We start from the raw sequence: 19,902 nt of genomic DNA on the forward strand, positions 1-19,902 counted from the left end.
ATCCGAGATGGATTCTGTCAAGTATGCGTTTGCTAATATAATATAATTTATTAAATCAGTATCGGTTGATCCAGGAAAGATAGCATTGTACTTATAACTGACGAAGACTTGACAGTACCTCGGGGCAGCAATATTCAAATAATTCGAAGCTTTCAGGCGCCGCCGGGACGATGCGCATGGGGGGCATGTGACTATGAAATGGGGGCGCTTTTTTCTGGCCTGATGTTTCAGGTTGTGTACTCCGTAATTGAAAAGGTAGCAACAGCAGAAACAAAACAACGAACTAACACGAACTGAACGAACTCCGGTAGGATGAGTTCGTTTCAGTTCGTCCGAGTTAGTTGTTCTTTTTGTCTGTTTTTTTGATAAGGCGAAAAGATGTATGCAGCACTCTATTTTCATAAAAGAAGGCGCCGGGAGCAGGATGTGATGAGGCAGCCGGATGACTATGCTTTGATCGGCGCTGGGATTTAAGGGTAGGGGTGGCGCGCCAGTTTTATTTTAGGGACGGCGCAGGGGGCATGATAGGGTTAGGGCAACCGGATGACTGTGCTTTGACTGGCGCTGGGTTCAGGTTGAGAGTTTCAGACTAAGCTGTCACAACAGGAATGCGATTCAAAGGTAGAAAAATTTGCAGATTGTTCTTCGAAACGTTTATCTAATCATACGAAAATCATACGTATGATATGAATGCTTATACAGAAAATACTTATTTCACCCAAAGTTTCGGAGAAAATCAAATTTTTTTGTATATGAAGCAGGAATTGCTGAGATTAAAACTGCATACAAGGCATCAGATTGGCAGATTGATCTTTATAAGAGAAAGAGAGGATGATTATGAAATCCAAGAAGAAAGAAATTGATTATGAAAATATTCAGCCTGATGAGCTAACAGGTGAGGAAGCAGATTTTGAAGTTCAACTCGATAACAAAATTCCGGCATATTGCATTGATTGCCATATAAAAATGAAACCTGCAAAAATCGATATCAAGAGAGGCAATATCATGATAATGAATGTGAGTGCATACAAATGTCCGAAATGCGGTAAAGAGCTTTTAGACGTTGAAACTTCCAGTAGAATAGAGCGAGAGTTTGCACTCAGGCACACTGAGGAGATCAAGGGCTATGAAGTCAAAATATCTTCGGATGGGAGGAACTACCTGATACGATTCCCGAAAGAGCTTTCCAAGATGCTTGCAACCAAGAAATTCGCAAAAATACTGCCTGTGGATGCTGATGAGTTTGTGGTGAAAGTTGTGTGAAATATCACTTTCATTTTCAGCTGCTTAGACCCGCCCCTGGCAGCGGGCGGAGATTGGTGCACCTCTATGCAATAATAATTCCATCTGTCAGGCGCCGCCGGAACGATGCGCGGGGGGCATATGCCTGTGCGATGAGGGCGCTGGTTAGCGTTGCTTGTTGTTTTATCGGTGTTTGATGACTCAAAGTAAATATCCTATATCTATTTGATCAGTACATCTACCGCTTTCATAAATTCTCTACAAACCACGATTCCAGCATGCAAATCCATCTCTATTTCCGCAAAACCAAGCGAATATTGAGTCTCATGCCTGGCATCGCGAAGGGTATCGAGGTAATCGAGAAAATCTCTGTTTAGCAACTTTGTATTAACGTATTTTTCTTCAACGTAATCAGATAGCTCAGTCAAATATATCTTCTCCTGCAGATGTCAGTTTCAACCTGAAATAAAATTCAGGGTCGTTTTCTTTTAAGTCTTTTATTTTTTTATCGGTCAGGAGCAGTAATTTTACCTCTTTCCTGAAATCTGTTTCTATTTTGCGCGTTATGTTTTTTAGCTTTATGGCATCTGAATGATTTTTTGTATAAATCCACATATCGATATCGCTTTGCAGCGTATCTTTTCCTGCGGCAAAACTGCCGTATATGCCGACAATCCCGTGCTTATTCAGTTCTTTGAAAGAACTGTGGTTGAGCATATCATTAATATTGATAAGCTGCCTGATTTTGCTGAGAAGCAAGTTATTTGGATATAGGGAAAGGATTTTTTTATTTTTGAGCTTTTTTTCCCTGATGAAGCCTAATTTTTTAAATATTTTTATTGCCTGATGAACTTGCGCCGGAGATACGCCTGTGTTTTCAGAAATTTCTCTTATGTATGTTTCATTTTTACTTGATAGATCTTTCAGGATTACCAGATTCTTTTTTGTAAACAATCTTTGTAAATCGTTCATCATTACTAAACACATTGTTTATTTATAATAAACATTTTGTTCATTTTTTGTGAACAAGTATATAGGTTGCTGGACACCGGGTATGGGCAGGGTCTGCATTGCTTTTATACAAACATAATTCAGACTGTCAGGTGCCGCCGGGACGATGTGCTTGGGGATATGCGAGGAGGGCGCTGGTTAGCGTTATTTGATCACTTTGGGGCGCGTGATTTAATGCACCAAGGTTTCAGGGGGTGGCGCAGTCGCTTTAATTAAAAATCCAACTCTTCTGGAGTGACAGCTTTTAAGTCTTTGATTTTATTGAAATGATCTATATTTCTGGTCACCACCTTTTTGATTCCATATGAAACCGCAGTTGCAGCAATAAGACAATCATTTAACTCTATTTCTTTTCCTTCTCGGATGAGATTTGAGTAAATTTTGCCTCCAAGTATCGCTATTTCTTTATCGAGATCAATTACAGATGTTGTTGAGATTATCTTAAGGGTCTTTTCCAAAGCATCTGTCTTTTTTGAAAGGTATGCTCCGACACTTAATTCCGCTACAACAATAGAGGATGTAAAACCATTGTTCGAACCTTCCAAAGTCTCCAGGAAGTCTTTCGATGAGGTAACCGAATTTGTCCTCAGACAATCAACAAATATTGATGTATCGATAAAAACTTTCATTTTATCCAATCTAATCTCTTTGACCTGCGCAGATTATCAACGAATTTTTTACTGTCAATATCATAGCCCCATGCGCCAAGAGAATCCTCTACAGCACTTGTTTTTTTCCCGGATGTTTTCTGCTTTCGTACCATGTTTAAAATGGCATGGAGTTCTTTATCAAGGGCTATGAGCCGCTTTTCGAGATTTATCGAGGATTCCATAAATGTCACAGCTAAATTAGTATGCTATTATTAATATTGTTATCCCTTTGCTTACTCTCTTAAGACGACACCGGGAGGCGCGGGGTTTTAAAGAGCGGCAGCCTGAGGGGAAGCGTTAGGAAATCTTGTTCGAGTTTATTCGACTAGCGCCGGGTATCTTGTGATGGGTGGGCGCAGGTTTGTGGTGCCTCTATAGGAATTCGGGCTGTCAGGCGCCGCCGGGATGATGCGCATGGGGGCATGGGAAAGGCGATGGGGGCGCTGGTTAGCGTTATTTGTGGTTTTATCTAAGCTTTTCACCGCAAAGTACGCAAAGAGCGCAAAGATTTGAGGGATGCGCCGGTCTCATTTTAGGCGGCGCAAGGGGCAGCGGATTGGTATAACTAAATATTGGAGATTCACTCAACCAATTTTTTAAATTCATTATCAGCCCATAACTTTTCAAAATCTTTATCGGTCTTTGCATTTCCTTTATAATACCCATCAAGTTCAATTGCACGTTTTAAATTAAATAGAGCCTCCTCTTTTTTATCAATTAAGCAATAATTACAGCTACTATCGTACCATGCTACAGCCAAATTCGGATCAATATCCAGTGCTTTATTGTAAGATCCTAATGCTTCATAATATCTTTTTAATCTAGAGAGAATAATACCTTTAAAATTCCACATAATAGCAACATTAGGTTCTAGCTCCAGTGCCTTAATGATAGTTTCTAATGATTCATTGTCTCGATTGAGTTTAAAAAGAATACTACTTTTGCTAAACCATGAATCAGCAAAATCAGGTTCAATATTTATCACTTTTTCAATGGCTTCTAATGCTTCGTTATATCTACTAAGCCTAAATAGAATACCGCTTTTGTTAAACAAAATTTCAGGAATATCTGGTTTTATATCGGCAGCTTTATCATAAGCTTCTAAAGCTTCATCGTATCTATTCAGGCAATAAAGTACATTACCTCTAAAATTCCACACTTCAGATGAATCTGGATTTATATTCAATAGTTTATCAATGGCTTTAAGGGCTTCATCATTTCTATTTAATTTAGATAGAATATTACCTTTATTGGACAATGCTTCAGCAAAATCTGGATCAATATCCAGTGCTTTTTCAATGGCCTCTAATGCTTCATTATATTTCTGCAATCCAAAAAGAATATTGCCTTTGTTAGACCACGATCCAGCAAGGGTTGGATTAATTTCCAGTGCTTTATCAATTGCCTCAAGAGCTTCTTCATATCGATTTAATTTAGAAAGAACATTAGTCTTATTAGACCATGCACCAATAGAACCGGAATCAATCAGCAGTGCTTTATTAAAAGCTTCCAACGATTCGGTATCTCTATTTAGGTTAGATAAAATAGTACCTTTGAAATCCCATATAAGAGCAACATTGGGTTCTATCTCAATTGCTTTATCAATTGTTTTTAATGCTTCTTCATATCGATTTAATTCAAACAGAAATTTAACTTTGTTTAACCAAGCCCAAAGTAAAGTCGGTTCTATCTTAATTACTTTATCAATCGCTTTTAGTGCTTCATCGTATCTATTTAGTTCATAAAGTATAGTACTTTTGATTCTCCAGGCAACATCAAGATTTGGTTCGTTCTTAAGTGCTTTATTTATGGCTTCAAGTGCGTCATCATTTCTTTTTAATTTAGAAAGAATATTACCTTTATTGGACCACGCTCCAGAAAAATCTGGATCAATATTCAATGCCTTGTCAATAGCCTCTAATGCTTCATTATATTTTTTCAATCCAAAAAGAGCATTACTTTTGTTAGACCACGACTCAGCAAGGGTCGAGTTAATTTCAAGTGCTTTATCAATTGATTCAAGAGCTTCTTCATATCGATTTAATTTAAAAAGAATATTACTTTTGTTTGACCACGCTTCCTCAAAATCTGGATCGATCACTAATGCTTTTCCAATGGCTTTTAACGCATCGTCATATTTATTTAATTTTAAAAGAATATTACTTTTATGAATCCATGCTAAATCAAAATCTGGTTCAATAACAAGTGCTTTATCATAAGATTCTAATGCTTCATCATATCTGCTTAGTTCAGAAAGAATATTACCTTTGTTAAACCATAGTTTCTCATCGTCTGGATTAATCTTTAGTGTTTTCTCAATGATTTTTAATTCTTCATCATATTTGTCAAGTTTTGAGATGGGAGAGGATTTGTAAGACTCCGATTTATCTAAAATTTGTTTTACAATTCTTTCTTGTTTAAGAGTCAATCTATTATCATCATCTAGATAGTCAAACATAGAATTATAGAATCTTTTTTCCCAATCATTTAATTTTTCAGGATTTATCCTCAGCAACTGTCTATGCAAAACTTCTTGAGATGTTTTAGAATAAGCATCTCCTAAATATAGATTTTTAATCTCTTCAACACACCTTTCAAGATTATTATGTATTTCTGAGCCAGTAAATCTTAAAACTTTAAAACCCAAGATTGTAAGTCGTCTATCTATATTTTTATCCCTAAATGCTTGATCTGGGGTCTTTTCATGATAATCGTGTCCATCGCAATAAATTGCAATCGGAAATTCATCATTCCATAAAAGTATATCCGGCTTTGTGAAGAATTTCTCACCATCTTTTTTTTCTGGAAAGCTTTTAGTAATCTCTTTCTGTTGAATAAAAGCAATGTTATTTATTGCTAGCCCTTTTGCTAGAGAATATTCTATAGGACTGTCACATTTATCCTCAATCTCTTTTAATAAGGTAGACATATAAAGCAATTTTTGACTTGCCCTACAGTCAATAATGAAGTCTTTTTCAAATTCCTGCATTAACTCTTCCTTCTCTGCATTCAAATCTTCAATCATTCGTGGATATGAGGAAGTATAACCTTTTTTAATTAAAAAATCATGAATCATTTTTCCAACATAATTTAGTAAAGCACGTTGAAGAAACATCATGTCAATTACAGTATCATTTGTTTCTTTCATCACTTTCAAAATGAAATCTTTCTGATATCCCATGAATATCAGTTCAATTTCGTGAATTTTATCTGAATCTAAGTCAACAATTTTATTACTTCGCCAGGTAAAGAATTTATCCTCTTCCAGAAATTCTCTTATTTCTTCAAAAAGGGTCTCAAAATCAGGATCGCTTAATTTAATCTTATTTCTCGAAAAATATAATGCAAATTCTTTAAATGTGTATGGTCCATAACTAGTACTTATGCATAATTCATCTTTTTCTAACTGAAGTATAAGATAAGAATTTTGTGGATATCGTTCAACTTTTTCTATTATATTTTGCTTTAGATCATGATTCTCAAAGAATTTTTTATTTATTTCATTAAAATCTTTACCTAAACAGCATTTTTTATATTTTTTTCCACTTCCACAAGGGCACGGGTAGTTTCTGCCAATTTTCTTTTTTTTGGGGAGTGATTTTGTGATATCTTTTAAATATTCCGGTAACTCCTCTTCATCGTCCATATTTTCTAATAAAGGTTGGATAATTTATAAATGTATTTATAAACTGAGTTATCTTTTGTGATGTTGAAACTATTTTTCTAAAGGCAGGCCAACCTTCTCGAACTCATTCTACAATTTGTTTACAAATTCTGTATTTTGATATATTTTTCTATCAGTCATAATTTTTATTCATTTTATGCTTTCGATTTATTAAATCACTCCCATCTCCGTCAACCTCTCCGGCAAATACTTATCCGTCACATAATCCGGACCCTTCCTCGCAAAAGCCTGCTGTTCAGCCTTCTTCCCGATCTTTAGCATCAGGGGGATTGCCATGAATTACACTCCCAGACTTCTTTTCATTTCCTCACAGCTCCCGTGGTCAGCAAAAAAACAAACAATGATCATTCCCATAAATTCATTGAATTTTATTTCCGGAGCTTTAAAGTGTGGGCCTTTATGTTCTTTTAACTCTTCAGGAAGTAAATCCAATAGATTTCCATTGGCATACTTTTTCAATATCCCGACATGTAAATGGTTAAGCGGTTTTCTAATTCCATTCTCAATGCCCTCATTTTGATAGTGAAAGAAAAAGCCGGTATCAGGTCGGATATATTCATAACCATATCTTTCAATATTCCCCTCCTTTATTTCTTCAAGAAAATTTAAAAAAGAGCCATCTATGAATCTTATTCCTTCTTCAAAAATGGTTCCATAGTCGGCATATTTAATATCCGGGATGATCTCAAATGACGGAGGTTCATCTATTATATCCTTACAAGATGAATAAAAAATCCCTTTTATTTCAGTCGCCCGTTCCCTCAAATTCACGCATATTCATTCCTGTAGTATTCATACAAACACCCGAATTTCAATGCGTGAAAACCATGAACCTTATCTTCTTTCCATGCTTGATAAAACTCATCTGGTGTCATATTGAACATCTCTTTTATCCGAGAAAGTTCTTTTTCGATGTCTTCTTTATCCATAATATGAAACGGCGCTCCTATTTCTTGAATGGATTTAACAGGTTTGCCTGTGGCGCTGGATCTAAGTGTTACAGATGGCTTTTTTTTTATTGATGAAACTGATGCTTTGGTATTTTTTCCTCTAAATATGGATTTTTCAATAGTTCTTGGTTTCTGAGTCATTGTTACTGCGTGTTTTGTTTGTAATTTGTAGTACTTATAATCTTGTAATGAAATAAACTGAGTGATCACATTTCGATCAAATCACTCCCATCTCCGTCAACCTCTCCGGCAGATACTTATCCGTAACATAATCCAGCCCCTTACCCGCAAAAGCCTGCTGCTCAGCCTTCTTCCCGATCTTCAGCATCAGGTTTATCTGCTCCTTCCAGTATGGCGTATCAAATCTCGGATCAGTAAGCTCGCTCTCAAGCGCCTTGATGTCCTGGTCATTGAGCTTGTCAGTTGAAAGCTGGTACTCCACGATATCCGATGCCTGCACACCGATAAATTTCGCCGCAGGCGTTGCCATGAACTCGGATAGATGCGCGCTCTTGATGGCGCCGTAGGCTACGCTTGCGTATATGCGAAAGCTCCAGGGATCACCGTCAGTGAATACAACGACAGGCAGCTTGAGTTCCTCGTTCATGCGCTTTATGATGCGCCGGGTGCTTCGCGCTGGCTGGCCTTTCAGGTGCACAAGGATGGCGTCGAATTTCTCATCAAACCCGTTCTCGATAAGCCTGTCCTGCATACCGCCTGTCTCGATGGCTATAATGAACTTGGCATCATGCTCCACGAACTTTATGGTCTCCACATTGTAAGGTATCTGGTATCCCGCCTCGCCAACCTCGTCCTGGCAGTGCATGGTGCGGTCGCCGCGTTTTGTTAGTTCCTTGATCTTAATGGGGCCGTACAATGTCGCGCCGTTCTCCTCAGGGCGCACATGGAAATCCTCACGTTGCAAGCCTGTAATTATCTCAAGGTCTTCGATCAGGCGGTCGCTTTCAGACTGTTCGTTGAATTTTGCGATATCCCAGTTTTCGCTGATGTAATACAATTCTCTCAATGTTGAGCTTTTGTTCTGGTCAAGATGCCCTTTCATCAAAAGTTCCACCACATGCGATGTTTTAAGAAGCTGCGTTGCGCCCTTTACGGTTTTCGCGCTTCGCATGCTCTCGCTGTCACCATATACCCACACATCGCTGTCTGTGTTCAATTCGATGTTCTTCTTGGTGCGTGAGGGCAGCGTGATGTGAGGAATAGTCTCGCTCTCGAATTGTTCATAGAAATCCTGAATGAGTTTCTTTAAAGTCGTCTTTGAGAGGGAATCTCGTATCTGTTTGTTGCTTTTTTCAGTTTCATTCATACGTTGACCGCCTTTGCGCCTGTAACAAGTTCGCTCTCAATGCCCTCAACCACAAGCTGTGGCAGGTTTGCAGCTTCTTCGAGAGCTATATCCAGCCTGTAAATGATGGCTTTTTGCTCACCCGGTTTAAGCGAGACTTTCCACACATAATCGATCTGTTTTCCCATAGGGATCTTTTTGGGTTCAGGACTTGGCGATTGGATAGAATATGGAAGCGTCTCATGAAGATTGAAATGATGCACCGAATCCCCGTGATTCTTAAAATGTATCTCTACTTCGCATCCCTTGCCGTTTTGCTTCACCACGCGCTGGCAAAATACATTTCTCATTATTTTTGCAATGATCGGGGTAATATCAGGTGTGGGGCGCTCAAGTATCTCACCCACTTTCTTTGCTATGCGCGGCAGGATCGAATAGATTATTTCTTCTTTTTCACGCCTTTTTTCAAGATTATCCTGCCTTGACAGATAATTCTTGAGCCTTCGCGCCACATCCTTGAGGGCAAGTTCCACCTCACTTATGATCTCAGGTACATCTGCTATCGCTTCTTTTGATTCAGAGGTAAAAGGGATATGCGTTGATGCCACATGCACAAGAATTATTGCAGGACCGATAGGCAGTGAGCCACCCGGCTGGTTTAAAGAATAGCTTCTCCAGTTAAGATTCTCAATTGCATGCGTTATGGCGCATGCTCCCTGCTGGTATAGAAGAGGTACGCGATTTGCGAACCTGAGAATCTCTACCTTTTCCTCCTTTGGGAGATTGCCGCCATAAGCAATACCAGCTTCCACCTGGAACGGATGACCGTTATGCACAGATGCGGAACGTGTTGTGGTTTCAATGAAATCCACTATATGTTCTTTCCCCACGCCTTTCCTGATAAGTTCCTCAGTTATGGGAGATAAGCAATCAGTGGATGGCGCCAGGATCTTGACGATCTTGAATGCCCCGTGAAGCCTTTTTGCTTCATCAAGTGCGATCGCTTTTGGGTCGGTTTCAGGACCCAGGCTTGCTTTCATGCAGATCTCATCAGCGGTCTTTGGTCCCATTCTTGAAAATGAGCTTCGCAAAAACGAATCAAGCCTGTCTGTTTCGCAATACCGGAGCATCTTCATTAACGTACCAAGTTCAATACCATGAGGATGCGGCAGTATTTCCTTAGCCTGCAAAGGCAGTTTGTCAGTCGCCCTTTCAAATATTACCTGGTTATTATCAGGCTCAATAAGAGTAACGCGGGCATGCGGATTTACGATCGCCGTATCCTTCAGGTATTCATAAACAGATTGTCTTCGTCCCTTGACATAAGAGGCTTCCATCTCAAGTTCAAGACGAGTTCCTCGCATCCTGTCCCAGTCCACGATCTTATCAACGAGTATCTCAGGCTCGTTGGTATGGGTGTTTATAAGCAGTTCAAAATAATGAGCCGGAGCATCGCGGTCTATTTTGGAAACAATTTTTACGGGCCTGCCTGAAGTTAACTGGGAATAAAGCACGGTCGCCGAGATGCCGATTCCCTGCTGGCCGCGGCTTTGTTTGACCGCATGGAAACGCGACCCATAGAGTAATTTTGCAAAAACCCTGGGGATCTGTTCTTTTACAATCCCGGGCCCGTTATCTTCAACTATCAGGGTTAAATTCGTCCTTGATGTATTTTCAAGTTTAATAAAAATATCAGGTAATATGCCTGACTCTTCACAGGCATCAAGAGAATTATCTACAGCTTCTTTTACGGATGTTAACAGGGATCTTGTGCCTGAGTCAAAACCCAGTATCTGCCTGTTCTTTTCAAAAAATTCGGCGATACTAATGGCCTTTTGCTTTTTTGCCAGTTCCTCTGCAATGACCATTAAGCATCCCTTTAGAGTTCAGCACCCACTATTGTTTGAGTGGCCGTGATATTTTCACTTTCTCTTATCGTATCAACAAGTTTGTTTAATGCGCTCAATCCCTCAACATTGCTAATCACAACAAAATCATATTCCCCGAACACATGATATACATCTTTGATTCCTTTTACTTTTACAAGCTCGTTATAAGCTGCTTTTTCCTGCCCTGGTACTACATTTACAAGTGTTACTCCAATTACCAACTCTTATCACTGGTCCTTTGATTTTTAATTCTAATTATCAACAATGATAACCTTAAGTACTAAAAAGGTTTTGTATATAATAGGAGTTGGGTTTTCAGGTTAAGTTAAGTCAATATACTATCAATCAAGGAAAACCTCATATATAATAAATAACATTATCCTTATTAAAGAATCTAGGGTGTGTGTGTCTATGAGATCAACAAAATCGTTGTGCCCTGAATGTCTTTCAGTTATAGATGCTTCGATAATTGAAGAGAATGGAAAAATGATTCTTGAAAAAACATGCACAAAGCACGGTCATTTCAAGGATATCTACTGGTCTGACCCGAAGCAGTTCAGGCGTTTTGAACGTTACTGGCATGATGGCAGAGGTGTAATGAATCCAAGCGGACCTGATGGGAATTGCCCACAGTCATGCGGGATATGCACGTCTCATAAGACAACTACAATTCTTGCCAATATTGATGTCACGAACCGCTGCAACCAGACATGCCCGGTATGTTTTGCCAATGCTTCAGCATCAGGTTATCTTTATGAACCAACACTATCCCAGATCAGGGCAATGATGCAGATGCTTCGAAATGAAAAGCCAGTACCCTGCCCTGCCATTCAGTTTTCAGGGGGTGAGCCCACGATGCGCGGGGATATCGTAGAGATCGTAAAGATGGCCCGTGAATTTAATTTCACACAGGTCCAGATGGCAACCAACGGGATCAAACTTTCAAGGAGCCTGGAATTATGCAGGCAATTAAATGATGCAGGTCTTCATACCGTTTATCTGCAATTTGACGGGGTGACCGAAGAACCCTATATCAAGAACCGGGGCTTCAATGCGCTCCCGATCAAACTCAAAGCGATCGATAATTGCAGAACAGGGGGGCTTACCAGCGTTTCTCTTGTTCCCACACTTGCAAAAGGCGTAAACGATATGCAGGTAGGCGATATTATCCGCTTTGCCATAAAGAATATGGATACTGTAAAAGGGATCAATTTCCAGCCAATTTCATTCGCAGGAAGGATTAATAAAGAAGAGAGGATGGAGAAAAGAATTACTATTTCAGACTTATTCAGATTGATTGATGAACAGACAGAAGGGGCGATTACCGCGGATGATTTCTACCCTGTACCTTTCGTCGTGCCCATCTCTCATTTTGTTACTGCCGAGGAAGGTATCCCCAATATTGAATTCACTGTGCATCCGCATTGCGGAACTGGCACATATCTTTATATTGAAAATGGAAAAATTATTCCCATAACCCGCTTTATCGATGTGGAAGGGCTTCTTGAATACATTGATGACCTGGCTTTGAATGGAGACAAATGGATTGGCAAGTCCCTTGGAAAAATAAAAAGGATAGGAAGTCTTATATCAGCATTACCCAGGTACATTGATACCTCAAAGGCGCCAAAATCGATCGATGTGAAAAAATTATTTATCGATGTTCTAAAGGAAGGAACAGGGGAAGCTACCAAGGAATTCCACAGGCATACTCTCTTTATCGGCTCCATGCATTTCATGGATCTGTATAATATGGACCTTGAAAGGATCAGGAGATGCGGGGTTCATTATGCAACACCCGACGGAAAGATCATTCCTTTCTGTACTTATAATACGATCCACAGGGCGCAGGTGGAGAAAAAATTCTCAACACCATTATTAAAGGTAAGAGCATCATGATTCATGAGATTTGAAAATGCCCATTTCTGATTCCGCTTCTGGTTCCATCTCTGATTCCACTTCTGATCCCATTTATCTTCACAGGTACCTGAAAGTAATGAGAAGTAAACTTCCATCCCAGTTCCTTATTTCCCAATCCATACATGCTGATTTCAGTCGGGATTCGGATATTCATGACCTCTGGAAAGTACATGAGGAGGCCATGAAATCATTCCGGGAAAAATTTGAAAATATAAACTCTGCTGAAGAACTTCTTCCGCGCGCAGCACCTTCTCTTCTTGACCTGAAAGTTGCTATTGCCGATAAAATTCTCCAGGATTGCCATTTCTGTGAACACAGATGCGGAATAAATCGCAAAAAGAAGGAAACAGGATATTGCGGGATGGATGCTGTCTCCCGATATTCTGCCGAGTTCCTGCATCATGGTGAAGAACCTGAACTTGTACCCTCACATACGATATTTTTCACGGGCTGCAATTTTTCCTGCGTCTATTGCCAGAACTGGCAGATATCGACTGCGCCAAAAAGAGGTATTCCAATATTGCCAGAGGAACTTGCACGTAAGATAACATTGCAGCGGGCATACGGTTCAAGAAATGTGAATTTCGTGACGCCCACGCCGCATACTCACACCATCCTGAAAATCCTGAACGCGCTAAAGGTCAATGTCCCTGTTGTGTGGAATTCCAACATGTATTATTCCAGCGAGGTCGCAAAGCTCCTTGAGGGTGTAGTGGATGTGTATCTTGGGGATTTTCGATATGGGAATGATGAATGCGCCCAAAAATATTCAAATGCTGCGGATTACTGGTCTACTGTCACACGAAATTTCAAGACCGCATACACCATGGGTGAAATACTGGTGCGCTATCTTGTCATTCCAAACCATATCGAGTGCTGCACAAAACCTGTCATTGAATGGATAAAAGAGAATATCCCGAAGGTGAGGTTTAACCTGATGTTCCAGTATTATGCGCATTACAGGGCAAATGAATTTCCCCGGATCAACAGGGCGCTGACAGGTGAGGAATGCCAGAAAGCGGTTGATATTTTGAAAAAGTCCGGGCTTGTGGATGTAATGGTTTAGGTTTAAGTTTAGATTTAATTTTAATTTTAACATCCGGACATATTTCCAGATGTGTAGTTATGAAGAGATAATCTATTTAAGCCAGAATTACCATCATATTAAATGATACGGGGAGTTTAATACTTATGGTAAATATTGCTATAGCATGTCAGGGAGGAGGTAGTCATACAGCTTTTACCGCAGGCGTGCTGAAAAGAATCCTAAAAGAAAATGAGAAAAAGTATGATATTATAGCTCTTAGCGGAACATCAGGTGGTGCCATATGTGCTTTATTGACATGGTATGGCCTATTAACAGAGGACAGCGATAAAGCAATCAAGCTGCTTGACTCTTTCTGGAGAGATATTTCCGCGAATACTTTTGGAGATATGCTCCTGAATGAATGGATCGTTGAAACATCTTATATTCAGGATAAAATTTTAGTCCCACAGATCAGTCCATATGATTTCCTGCCTTTTTATCAGGAATATCTGAAGAGCCTTGTTGAAAAGCAAGTGGATTTTAAAAAAATTAATGAATTCGAGAATCCAGAACCTGAATTGATTATTGGGGCGGTTGATGTTTTGTCAGGTAATTTCAGCGTTTTTAAAAATTCCATGGTCAGTTCTGATGTGATCATGGCTTCAGCTGCAATACCAACTTTCTTTCGGGCAGTGCCTGTTGATACATATTTGTTCAGCTGGGATGAAATTCCAGGAAACGATAGCGTCAGACTTATTGACTTTCTAAAAAAGAATTATAATATTGATTGGTTAAAAACAGCAAAAATTGAAAAAATCGATGATAATAAGACCATCAGGGCATCTGTTGAAGGAAATTATCTATCTCTAAGTCTTAACAATGAAAAAAATAAGGCAAACCTAAAAATTGATGATGTTAGAACTGATGAATTCATTGCGAAGAAAGAAGATGATGGTACGTTAAATATAATTAAGAAAAGTCAATACTGGGACGGTTTGTTTTCACAGAATCCTCCTTTACGGGATTTGGTTGATGGAGTTAATGTAAAACCTGATGAGATATGGGTGATACAGGTCAATCCAGAAAAAATTCCAAAATTACCAGAATCAGTAGGAGCTATCCGGGATCGGCGAAATGAGCTTGCAGGAAACCTTTCATTATACCAGGAGTTATATTTTATTGAAAAAGTAAATGAATGGATAGAAAAGGGATTATTAAAAAAAGGAAAATATAAACATATTAATGTTAGATTCATTAAAATGCTCCGGGAACTGGATGTTGGAACAAAGCTGGATAGAAATCCGAAATTCATACAGGATATGATGATCTATGGTGAAGAACAGGCCGGAGAATTCATAAAACAGCTGCCATCAGAACCTGTCAAAAAAGAAGAATTCGGCAATGTTGTATATAAATAATCCTTGAGGCATATTATTCACTCCTTTGCGGTGATCAAATCAGACTGCAAAGCGTGCCAAGGATATTTATAGTAATGTTACTTTATTAATATCATTATTGCTATGAGTGAACTTGGTTTCTTAAGAGATTTTGTCATTATTTTTAGTGCTGCGATAGCTATTAATTTCTTGTTCTATCGCCTTCGCATTGCCCCGATTGTAGGTTATTTGATCGCGGGAGTGCTGCTTGGTCCTTCGATGCTTGGAGTCATATATGATGTGGGCCTGATCGAGGTGCTGGCTGAAGTCGGTGTAATTTTATTATTGTTCTTGATCGGGATTGAATTCTCGATCGAAGAACTTGTCAGGATCAACCGTTCGGTGTTTATTGGCGGATTTATTCAAGTCTTTTTAGTTACTGTAGTGGTTCTGTTAATTTCTCTTTCCTTCGGTGTTTCCATTGAAAAAGGTATTTTTATGGGTCTTCTGGTTGCAATGAGCAGCACAGCTATTGTATTTAAAGTGCTCTCGGATCGTGGTGAAATGGACTCTCCGCAGGGCCGGATATCGGCCGGGATCCTGATCTTCCAGGACCTCAGCGTTGTAGTATTGGTTTTAGTTTTGCCAATGCTTGCAGGAAGATCAGGTTTTTCTGCTTTTAATGTTTTATCGAGTCTTTTCTGGGCATTTGCTGTCATGGGCCTTGTTATCTTAGTAGCCAGGTTCGTTGTTCCACTAATACTGAACAATGTAGTACAAACACACAGCCGTGAGTTGTTTTTGATCAGCATTGTTCTTATCTGCATAGGAACTGCATGGCTAACATCGCTTGTGGGTTTATCGCTGGCACTTGGGGCTTTTCTTGCAGGTCTTGTGATCTCTGAATCGCATTACGGGCACCAGGCATTCAGTGAGATACTTCCTCTTAAGGATATTTTCGTTATTCTTTTCTTTGTTTCAATTGGTATGCTGCTGGATATAAATTCTGTAATTCGCAATCCGTTTTATGTACTTCTGGGGGTGCTTGCAATTCTTGTGATCAAATTTACTGTTGGAATGCTTGTACCTGTTGTGCTGGGTTACCCTCTCAGGATAGGGGTACTTGTTGGAGTAACCCTTTCCCAGATCGGTGAATTCTCGTTTGTACTTTCAAAGGAAGGAATAAATCTTGGTTTGCTATCAGGTGATGATTACCAGGTTTTTCTGGCATCTGCGATCATTACAATGGTGTTCACCCCGTTTATGATACAGGGAAGCGGCAGGTTTTCAGAGTATTTTGAACGTCTGCCAATATCCAGTACCCTGAAATTCGGGCGCTTTCACGAAAATGTCTTTAAGAAACAAAAGCTAAATAAACATGTGATCGTTGTGGGTTTTGGCTTAAATGGCAGGAATGTTTCAAGAGTTTTATCGGCATCTGGCATTCCTTTTGTTGTTCTTGAGATGAATCCTGAAACTGTGCGAATTGAGAAAAAACGAGGTGTTCCTATAATTTATGGTGATGCTTCCAAAGAGGCGGTGCTTGAGCATGTTAATTTAATGGGGGCGCTGTCTATTGTAATTGCTATTTCTGATGCCTCTGCCACGCGAAGGATCGTAGAAATGGCCAGAAGGCTTAACCCCTCGGTGTACATAATTGCACGAACCCGTTATACGAAAGAAGTAAATCCGTTGTACTCTCTTGGTGCAAATGATGTCATACCTGAAGAGTTTGAAACCTCAATTGAGATAATTTCAAGGGTGCTGCATCGGTATTTTATTCCTGTGAACGAGATAGACAAGCATATCAGTGAAATCCGCAAAGATGGTTATGGGATATTTCGCAATGTAGAGCAAAAGTATACTGTATTTCCGGAATTAAAACAACATTTACCGGATATTGATATCGAAACGTTTAGAATAGAAGAGGAATCCCGGCTGACAGGAAAGACCCTGGCAGAGATTAGTTTAAGAAAGAATTATGGGGTTACGGTACTGGCAATAAAGCGCGGAAAAGAAACTATAACAAATCCCACAGGTGATATTCGATTGTTGCCACAGGATATTGTTATTTTGATCGGGACAAGGGACTGTATTACAAAAGTGTCTTCAGTTTTGCTATTGGTTAAATAGCAGAAATAGAAATAAAAAAAGAAAAAAAATCCTGAAAAAAAAAAAATTAAAGTTTCAGGACAAACAGGACAATAAAGTAAACAACCATTATCACTATACCCAGAGGAACGCCAAGTTTTGCCCATTCCTTGCTGGTTATACCCAGCTTATTTGCTGATATGATATTGGGAATATTCCCTGGTATAAGCATACCTCCTGCGATCAAAAGTCCCATAAGCGCGGCATTGATCTGCAATGTCGCCATGCCTTTTGTTATCTCAGCTGAAGCAAGTGTGGCATTATCCAATATTGCTGAAACTGAATTGACCCAGTACAGGATTTCCGGTGATAGCGCTTTAATGTACCATTCAATTATTGGAGTAAATCCGATTCCAAGGAAAACAAGCGCCATTACAAAGATATAAACTTTGAATGCACGTACACCAACGTCTTTCAAGGTTTCTTTTTCTTCTGCAGCTGCCAATGAGTCTTTTGATTTCTCTTTTTTTCCAACAAAGAATATGCTGAGAATTCCCATAGCAAGTACGCCTGGAATTATATATTTTCCGAGCTGATCAAACAAGAACCAGAAGTCTGCCTGCAATTTTGTCTTTATCACTATTGTGGACAACGGCTCGCCAACAGGCGTAAGAGCAGCACCAAGACCAATTGCAAAACAGGCGATAATTACAAGATTGATCTCGGTCTGGCGGTTCAACTTCAAAGCGCTGACCAGTTCAACTAAGAGCAATGCAGCAATAATCGCTGTTACAATGCTTGATAGAATTCCAAGAACAACCACGATCAGGAACACGAAAACTTTTAAAGGTACCTTTTCAAGTATAGAATCTGTAAAACCCTTGAGACTTTTGCGACCATAATGGAATAACAATCCTGCTATCAGAACAGCCAATGTGATCTCTATCGGGTCAATAATTGCTTTTTCAATAAGCGTCAAGTTCCAGCTGGGCATGATCTCATCTGCTGCTACCTCAGATACTTTCAATAAAAAGTGGTCCAATGTAACCGCAAGGATACCCATGGAGAACAGAAATGCTTCAAGATTATGTTCAATTTTTTTTACTAAAAACGGTCCTAATAATACTATCAGGAATATGACAAACAAACCTGCTGAAAGCGTCATATCCTTTGGTGGTAGAATAATAGAATTGCCTCCTATAACAATTTTTCATGTTCAGAACGTGTTTGTTCTTAACTTTTTTGGTTTGATCGCACAAGAATTTATTACGAATTGTCATTCGCTTTTTACTCTCTCCTTTGCCCCTTATGCCATTGTTACTCCTTGCGAAGTTCCTACCTTGTGGGAGCATATTGGGTTTACCAAGTTCTACATCGTGCATAATTTTAGATACTTTAGAAGCCACCTATAATCCGGAAATCATTTGTCCGTTTCCTATAATGTATGTGCAGCCATCATGGTCTGATTCCATACCTTTTGGTTTAAGCGTTTCAGACTATTTTCGCTTATTAATGTTTACGACTCTTGTAATGGTTCAACGTTCGTTTCTTCATGGTATCCTTATCCTAACAGTTCATTTAATTTAGTCTTTAAATTTCTCCATGTTGTCCTGAGAGCTTTACACCCCGGTGTTGCCACCAGCGCATATCTCAGTAGGATTATCCCAAACGGAAGGGATAGCGCACGGCAATGCATGATGTAACTTCTTGTCACGGGCACAATAGGATAATTACCAGCATGAATTGAAACGATCACATTAATTTAATCTAAAACCACTGACGATTTTAGTCGTAATAACGCTTGTTATCAGCCTATTTAATTTATTCATAACCTTTGATCTAAAGCAGTAAAATTAATGATACAGAAATAAGGAATAAGAATAATTAAAAAAAATCAGATGCAACCTCAAGCTATCTATACTTGAAGCTGCAAATATTCAATACACATACATATTCCCATACGGCCGAAGCGAAAGCGGCACCAGCTTTGTGAACTTTGCACTCATGACCTCGTTAAAGTCAAATCTGAAATACTCACAGTATTCCTTAAGATATCCGCTGATGAGTTTAGTATCTTCCTCGCTCAATTCAAGGCAATTCACTTCTTTTCCGAGATGGTACGGGTCAACCTTCCCGCGGATGTACATTACACCCCCATGCATGCCAGTCCCGACATAATCGCCAACCAGCGGACTCTTTCCGTTCATGCCAAGAAGGATCATTATTCCGCCTGCCATGTATTCGCCGAAAAAGTCACCGGCTGTGCCGCCAGCTATGATGATCGGAACCTGTTTCTTATACTCTTTCATATGGATACCCACACGGTAGCCAACATCTCCTTTGATGTAAAACTTCCCGCCGCGCATCCCGTAACCGATGATATCGCCCACATTGCCGTGGACAATGATCTCACCCGCATTCATGGTGTTCGCAAGACCATCCTGCCCGTTAGCGTTAATGATGATCTTCGGTCCATTCATAAAAGCTCCGAGGTCATTACCGGGAGTGCCGTTAATGGTGATTTTTACATTTTCGTTCAGCCCTGCGCCTATATACCTCTGCCCGCCTATGTTATCAAGCTCGAACTCTTTCTCGCCTGATGCCACGGCATCGCGGATCATCTTGTTCATTGGCCTGTAATGCATGCCTTTTGCATCTATTCTCATAAAGCATCACTTCCATCAAACATAGGTGTTTTCACCGCAAAGATTAAATTAAAATCAACAAATCTGCGTTCATCTGCGTTCATCTGCGG

At 39.6% G+C, this 19,902-nt stretch carries 19 protein-coding genes and 1 pseudogene; 6 read left to right on the forward strand and 14 right to left on the reverse strand.

Translation table 11 applies throughout. The annotated features are described in order from the left end of the window. Positions 1 to 108: 108 nt before the first annotated feature. Positions 109 to 297, forward strand: a complete 189-nt coding sequence (locus tag CL181_RS19690) for a hypothetical protein (RefSeq protein WP_141398777.1) — start codon at positions 109 to 111, stop codon at positions 295 to 297. Positions 298 to 837: 540 nt separating this feature from the next. Then, a complete protein-coding gene (locus CL181_RS03390) occupies positions 838 to 1,263 on the forward strand; it encodes a YgiT-type zinc finger protein (protein ID WP_176505041.1) in 426 nt (141 codons plus the stop codon). A gap of 200 nt (positions 1,264 to 1,463) precedes the next feature. Here CL181_RS03390 and CL181_RS03395 read toward each other — a convergent pair whose 3' ends face one another. From CL181_RS03395 to CL181_RS03445, 12 genes and pseudogenes are all read right to left on the reverse strand, one after another. Then, positions 1,464 to 1,670: a hypothetical protein gene (locus tag CL181_RS03395; RefSeq protein ID WP_097297837.1), complete on the reverse strand. Its 207-nt coding sequence runs from the start codon at positions 1,668 to 1,670 to the stop codon at positions 1,464 to 1,466. Beyond that, positions 1,663 to 2,217, reverse strand: coding sequence for a nucleotidyltransferase domain-containing protein (locus tag CL181_RS03400; protein ID WP_176505042.1), 555 nt, complete (start codon positions 2,215 to 2,217; stop codon positions 1,663 to 1,665). The genes CL181_RS03395 and CL181_RS03400 overlap by 8 nt, the downstream gene beginning before the upstream one ends. Before the next feature lie 248 nt (positions 2,218 to 2,465). Next, the gene (locus CL181_RS03405) at positions 2,466 to 2,882 is read right to left on the reverse strand and encodes a type II toxin-antitoxin system VapC family toxin (protein WP_097297839.1); all 417 of its coding nucleotides are present in this window, start codon (positions 2,880 to 2,882) and stop codon (positions 2,466 to 2,468) included. Beyond that, positions 2,879 to 3,085, reverse strand: a complete 207-nt coding sequence (locus tag CL181_RS03410) for a hypothetical protein (RefSeq protein WP_097297840.1) — start codon at positions 3,083 to 3,085, stop codon at positions 2,879 to 2,881. Before CL181_RS03410 ends, CL181_RS03405 begins: the two co-directional genes overlap by 4 nt. Positions 3,086 to 3,220: 135 nt before the next feature. After that, the gene (locus CL181_RS20080; RefSeq protein ID WP_176505043.1) at positions 3,221 to 3,385 is read right to left on the reverse strand and encodes a hypothetical protein; all 165 of its coding nucleotides are present in this window, start codon (positions 3,383 to 3,385) and stop codon (positions 3,221 to 3,223) included. A 98-nt stretch (positions 3,386 to 3,483) separates the two neighbouring features. Next, on the reverse strand, positions 3,484 to 6,549 hold the full coding sequence (locus CL181_RS03415) for a tetratricopeptide repeat protein (RefSeq protein ID WP_097297841.1): 3,066 nt from the start codon (positions 6,547 to 6,549) through the stop codon (positions 3,484 to 3,486). A gap of 189 nt (positions 6,550 to 6,738) precedes the next feature. After that, positions 6,739 to 6,858: pseudogene (locus tag CL181_RS03420) on the reverse strand (DNA topoisomerase VI); the annotation flags it as partial. A 9-nt stretch (positions 6,859 to 6,867) separates the two neighbouring features. Further along, a complete protein-coding gene (locus CL181_RS03425; protein ID WP_141398779.1) occupies positions 6,868 to 7,359 on the reverse strand; it encodes a DUF6516 family protein in 492 nt (163 codons plus the stop codon). Then, on the reverse strand, positions 7,356 to 7,679 hold the full coding sequence (locus CL181_RS03430; protein ID WP_097297843.1) for a hypothetical protein: 324 nt from the start codon (positions 7,677 to 7,679) through the stop codon (positions 7,356 to 7,358). Before CL181_RS03430 ends, CL181_RS03425 begins: the two co-directional genes overlap by 4 nt. A gap of 76 nt (positions 7,680 to 7,755) precedes the next feature. Then, entirely contained in the window at positions 7,756 to 8,865 is a 1,110-nt protein-coding gene (locus tag CL181_RS03435) for a DNA topoisomerase IV subunit A (protein WP_097297844.1), read from the reverse strand. Then, a complete protein-coding gene (locus tag CL181_RS03440; protein WP_097297845.1) occupies positions 8,862 to 10,712 on the reverse strand; it encodes a DNA topoisomerase VI subunit B in 1,851 nt (616 codons plus the stop codon). Before CL181_RS03440 ends, CL181_RS03435 begins: the two co-directional genes overlap by 4 nt. Before the next feature lie 11 nt (positions 10,713 to 10,723). After that, a complete protein-coding gene (locus tag CL181_RS03445) occupies positions 10,724 to 10,954 on the reverse strand; it encodes an Lrp/AsnC family transcriptional regulator (RefSeq protein ID WP_097297846.1) in 231 nt (76 codons plus the stop codon). A gap of 190 nt (positions 10,955 to 11,144) precedes the next feature. On the opposite strand from CL181_RS03445, the gene tes reads away from it, so the two are divergent. From tes to CL181_RS03465, 4 genes are all read left to right on the forward strand, one after another. After that, complete coding sequence (gene tes / locus CL181_RS03450; RefSeq protein ID WP_097297847.1) at positions 11,145 to 12,632, forward strand: tetraether lipid synthase Tes; 1,488 nt, start codon at positions 11,145 to 11,147, stop codon at positions 12,630 to 12,632. A 16-nt stretch (positions 12,633 to 12,648) separates the two neighbouring features. Continuing rightward, positions 12,649 to 13,719, forward strand: a complete 1,071-nt coding sequence (locus tag CL181_RS03455; RefSeq protein WP_097297848.1) for a radical SAM protein — start codon at positions 12,649 to 12,651, stop codon at positions 13,717 to 13,719. A 125-nt stretch (positions 13,720 to 13,844) separates the two neighbouring features. Next, positions 13,845 to 15,098, forward strand: coding sequence for a patatin-like phospholipase family protein (locus CL181_RS03460; RefSeq protein ID WP_097297849.1), 1,254 nt, complete (start codon positions 13,845 to 13,847; stop codon positions 15,096 to 15,098). Between the two features lie 102 nt (positions 15,099 to 15,200). Further along, positions 15,201 to 17,189 (forward strand): cation:proton antiporter, encoded by a 1,989-nt coding sequence (locus CL181_RS03465; RefSeq protein WP_097297850.1) that lies wholly within the window; start codon positions 15,201 to 15,203, stop codon positions 17,187 to 17,189. Between the two features lie 46 nt (positions 17,190 to 17,235). Here the strand turns inward: CL181_RS03465 and CL181_RS03470 are convergent, their stop codons facing one another. Continuing rightward, the gene (locus CL181_RS03470) at positions 17,236 to 18,312 is read right to left on the reverse strand and encodes a DUF1646 family protein (protein WP_097297851.1); all 1,077 of its coding nucleotides are present in this window, start codon (positions 18,310 to 18,312) and stop codon (positions 17,236 to 17,238) included. A 772-nt stretch (positions 18,313 to 19,084) separates the two neighbouring features. Then, complete coding sequence (locus tag CL181_RS03475) at positions 19,085 to 19,813, reverse strand: hypothetical protein (RefSeq protein ID WP_097297852.1); 729 nt, start codon at positions 19,811 to 19,813, stop codon at positions 19,085 to 19,087. Positions 19,814 to 19,902 lie beyond the last annotated feature (89 nt).

Origin of the sequence: Candidatus Methanoperedens sp. BLZ2 (assembly GCF_002487355.1) — an archaeon.
Lineage (GTDB): Archaea > Halobacteriota > Methanosarcinia > Methanosarcinales > Methanoperedenaceae > Methanoperedens.

Coding starts and splice junctions, on each gene's coding strand:
- CL181_RS03390 (WP_176505041.1), top strand. CDS start 838: ATGAAATCCAAGAAGAAAGAAATTGATTATGAAAATATTCAGCCTGAT.
- CL181_RS03400 (WP_176505042.1), bottom strand. CDS start 2,217: ATGATGAACGATTTACAAAGATTGTTTACAAAAAAGAATCTGGTAATC.
- CL181_RS03405 (WP_097297839.1), bottom strand. CDS start 2,882: ATGAAAGTTTTTATCGATACATCAATATTTGTTGATTGTCTGAGGACA.
- CL181_RS03410 (WP_097297840.1), bottom strand. CDS start 3,085: ATGGAATCCTCGATAAATCTCGAAAAGCGGCTCATAGCCCTTGATAAA.
- CL181_RS03415 (WP_097297841.1), bottom strand. CDS start 6,549: ATGGACGATGAAGAGGAGTTACCGGAATATTTAAAAGATATCACAAAA.
- CL181_RS03430 (WP_097297843.1), bottom strand. CDS start 7,679: ATGACTCAGAAACCAAGAACTATTGAAAAATCCATATTTAGAGGAAAA.
- CL181_RS03435 (WP_097297844.1), bottom strand. CDS start 8,865: ATGAATGAAACTGAAAAAAGCAACAAACAGATACGAGATTCCCTCTCA.
- CL181_RS03440 (WP_097297845.1), bottom strand. CDS start 10,712: ATGGTCATTGCAGAGGAACTGGCAAAAAAGCAAAAGGCCATTAGTATC.
- tes (WP_097297847.1), top strand. CDS start 11,145: ATGAGATCAACAAAATCGTTGTGCCCTGAATGTCTTTCAGTTATAGAT.
- CL181_RS03455 (WP_097297848.1), top strand. CDS start 12,649: ATGCCCATTTCTGATTCCGCTTCTGGTTCCATCTCTGATTCCACTTCT.
- CL181_RS03460 (WP_097297849.1), top strand. CDS start 13,845: ATGGTAAATATTGCTATAGCATGTCAGGGAGGAGGTAGTCATACAGCT.
- CL181_RS03465 (WP_097297850.1), top strand. CDS start 15,201: ATGAGTGAACTTGGTTTCTTAAGAGATTTTGTCATTATTTTTAGTGCT.
- CL181_RS03470 (WP_097297851.1), bottom strand. CDS start 18,312: ATGACGCTTTCAGCAGGTTTGTTTGTCATATTCCTGATAGTATTATTA.
- CL181_RS03475 (WP_097297852.1), bottom strand. CDS start 19,813: ATGAGAATAGATGCAAAAGGCATGCATTACAGGCCAATGAACAAGATG.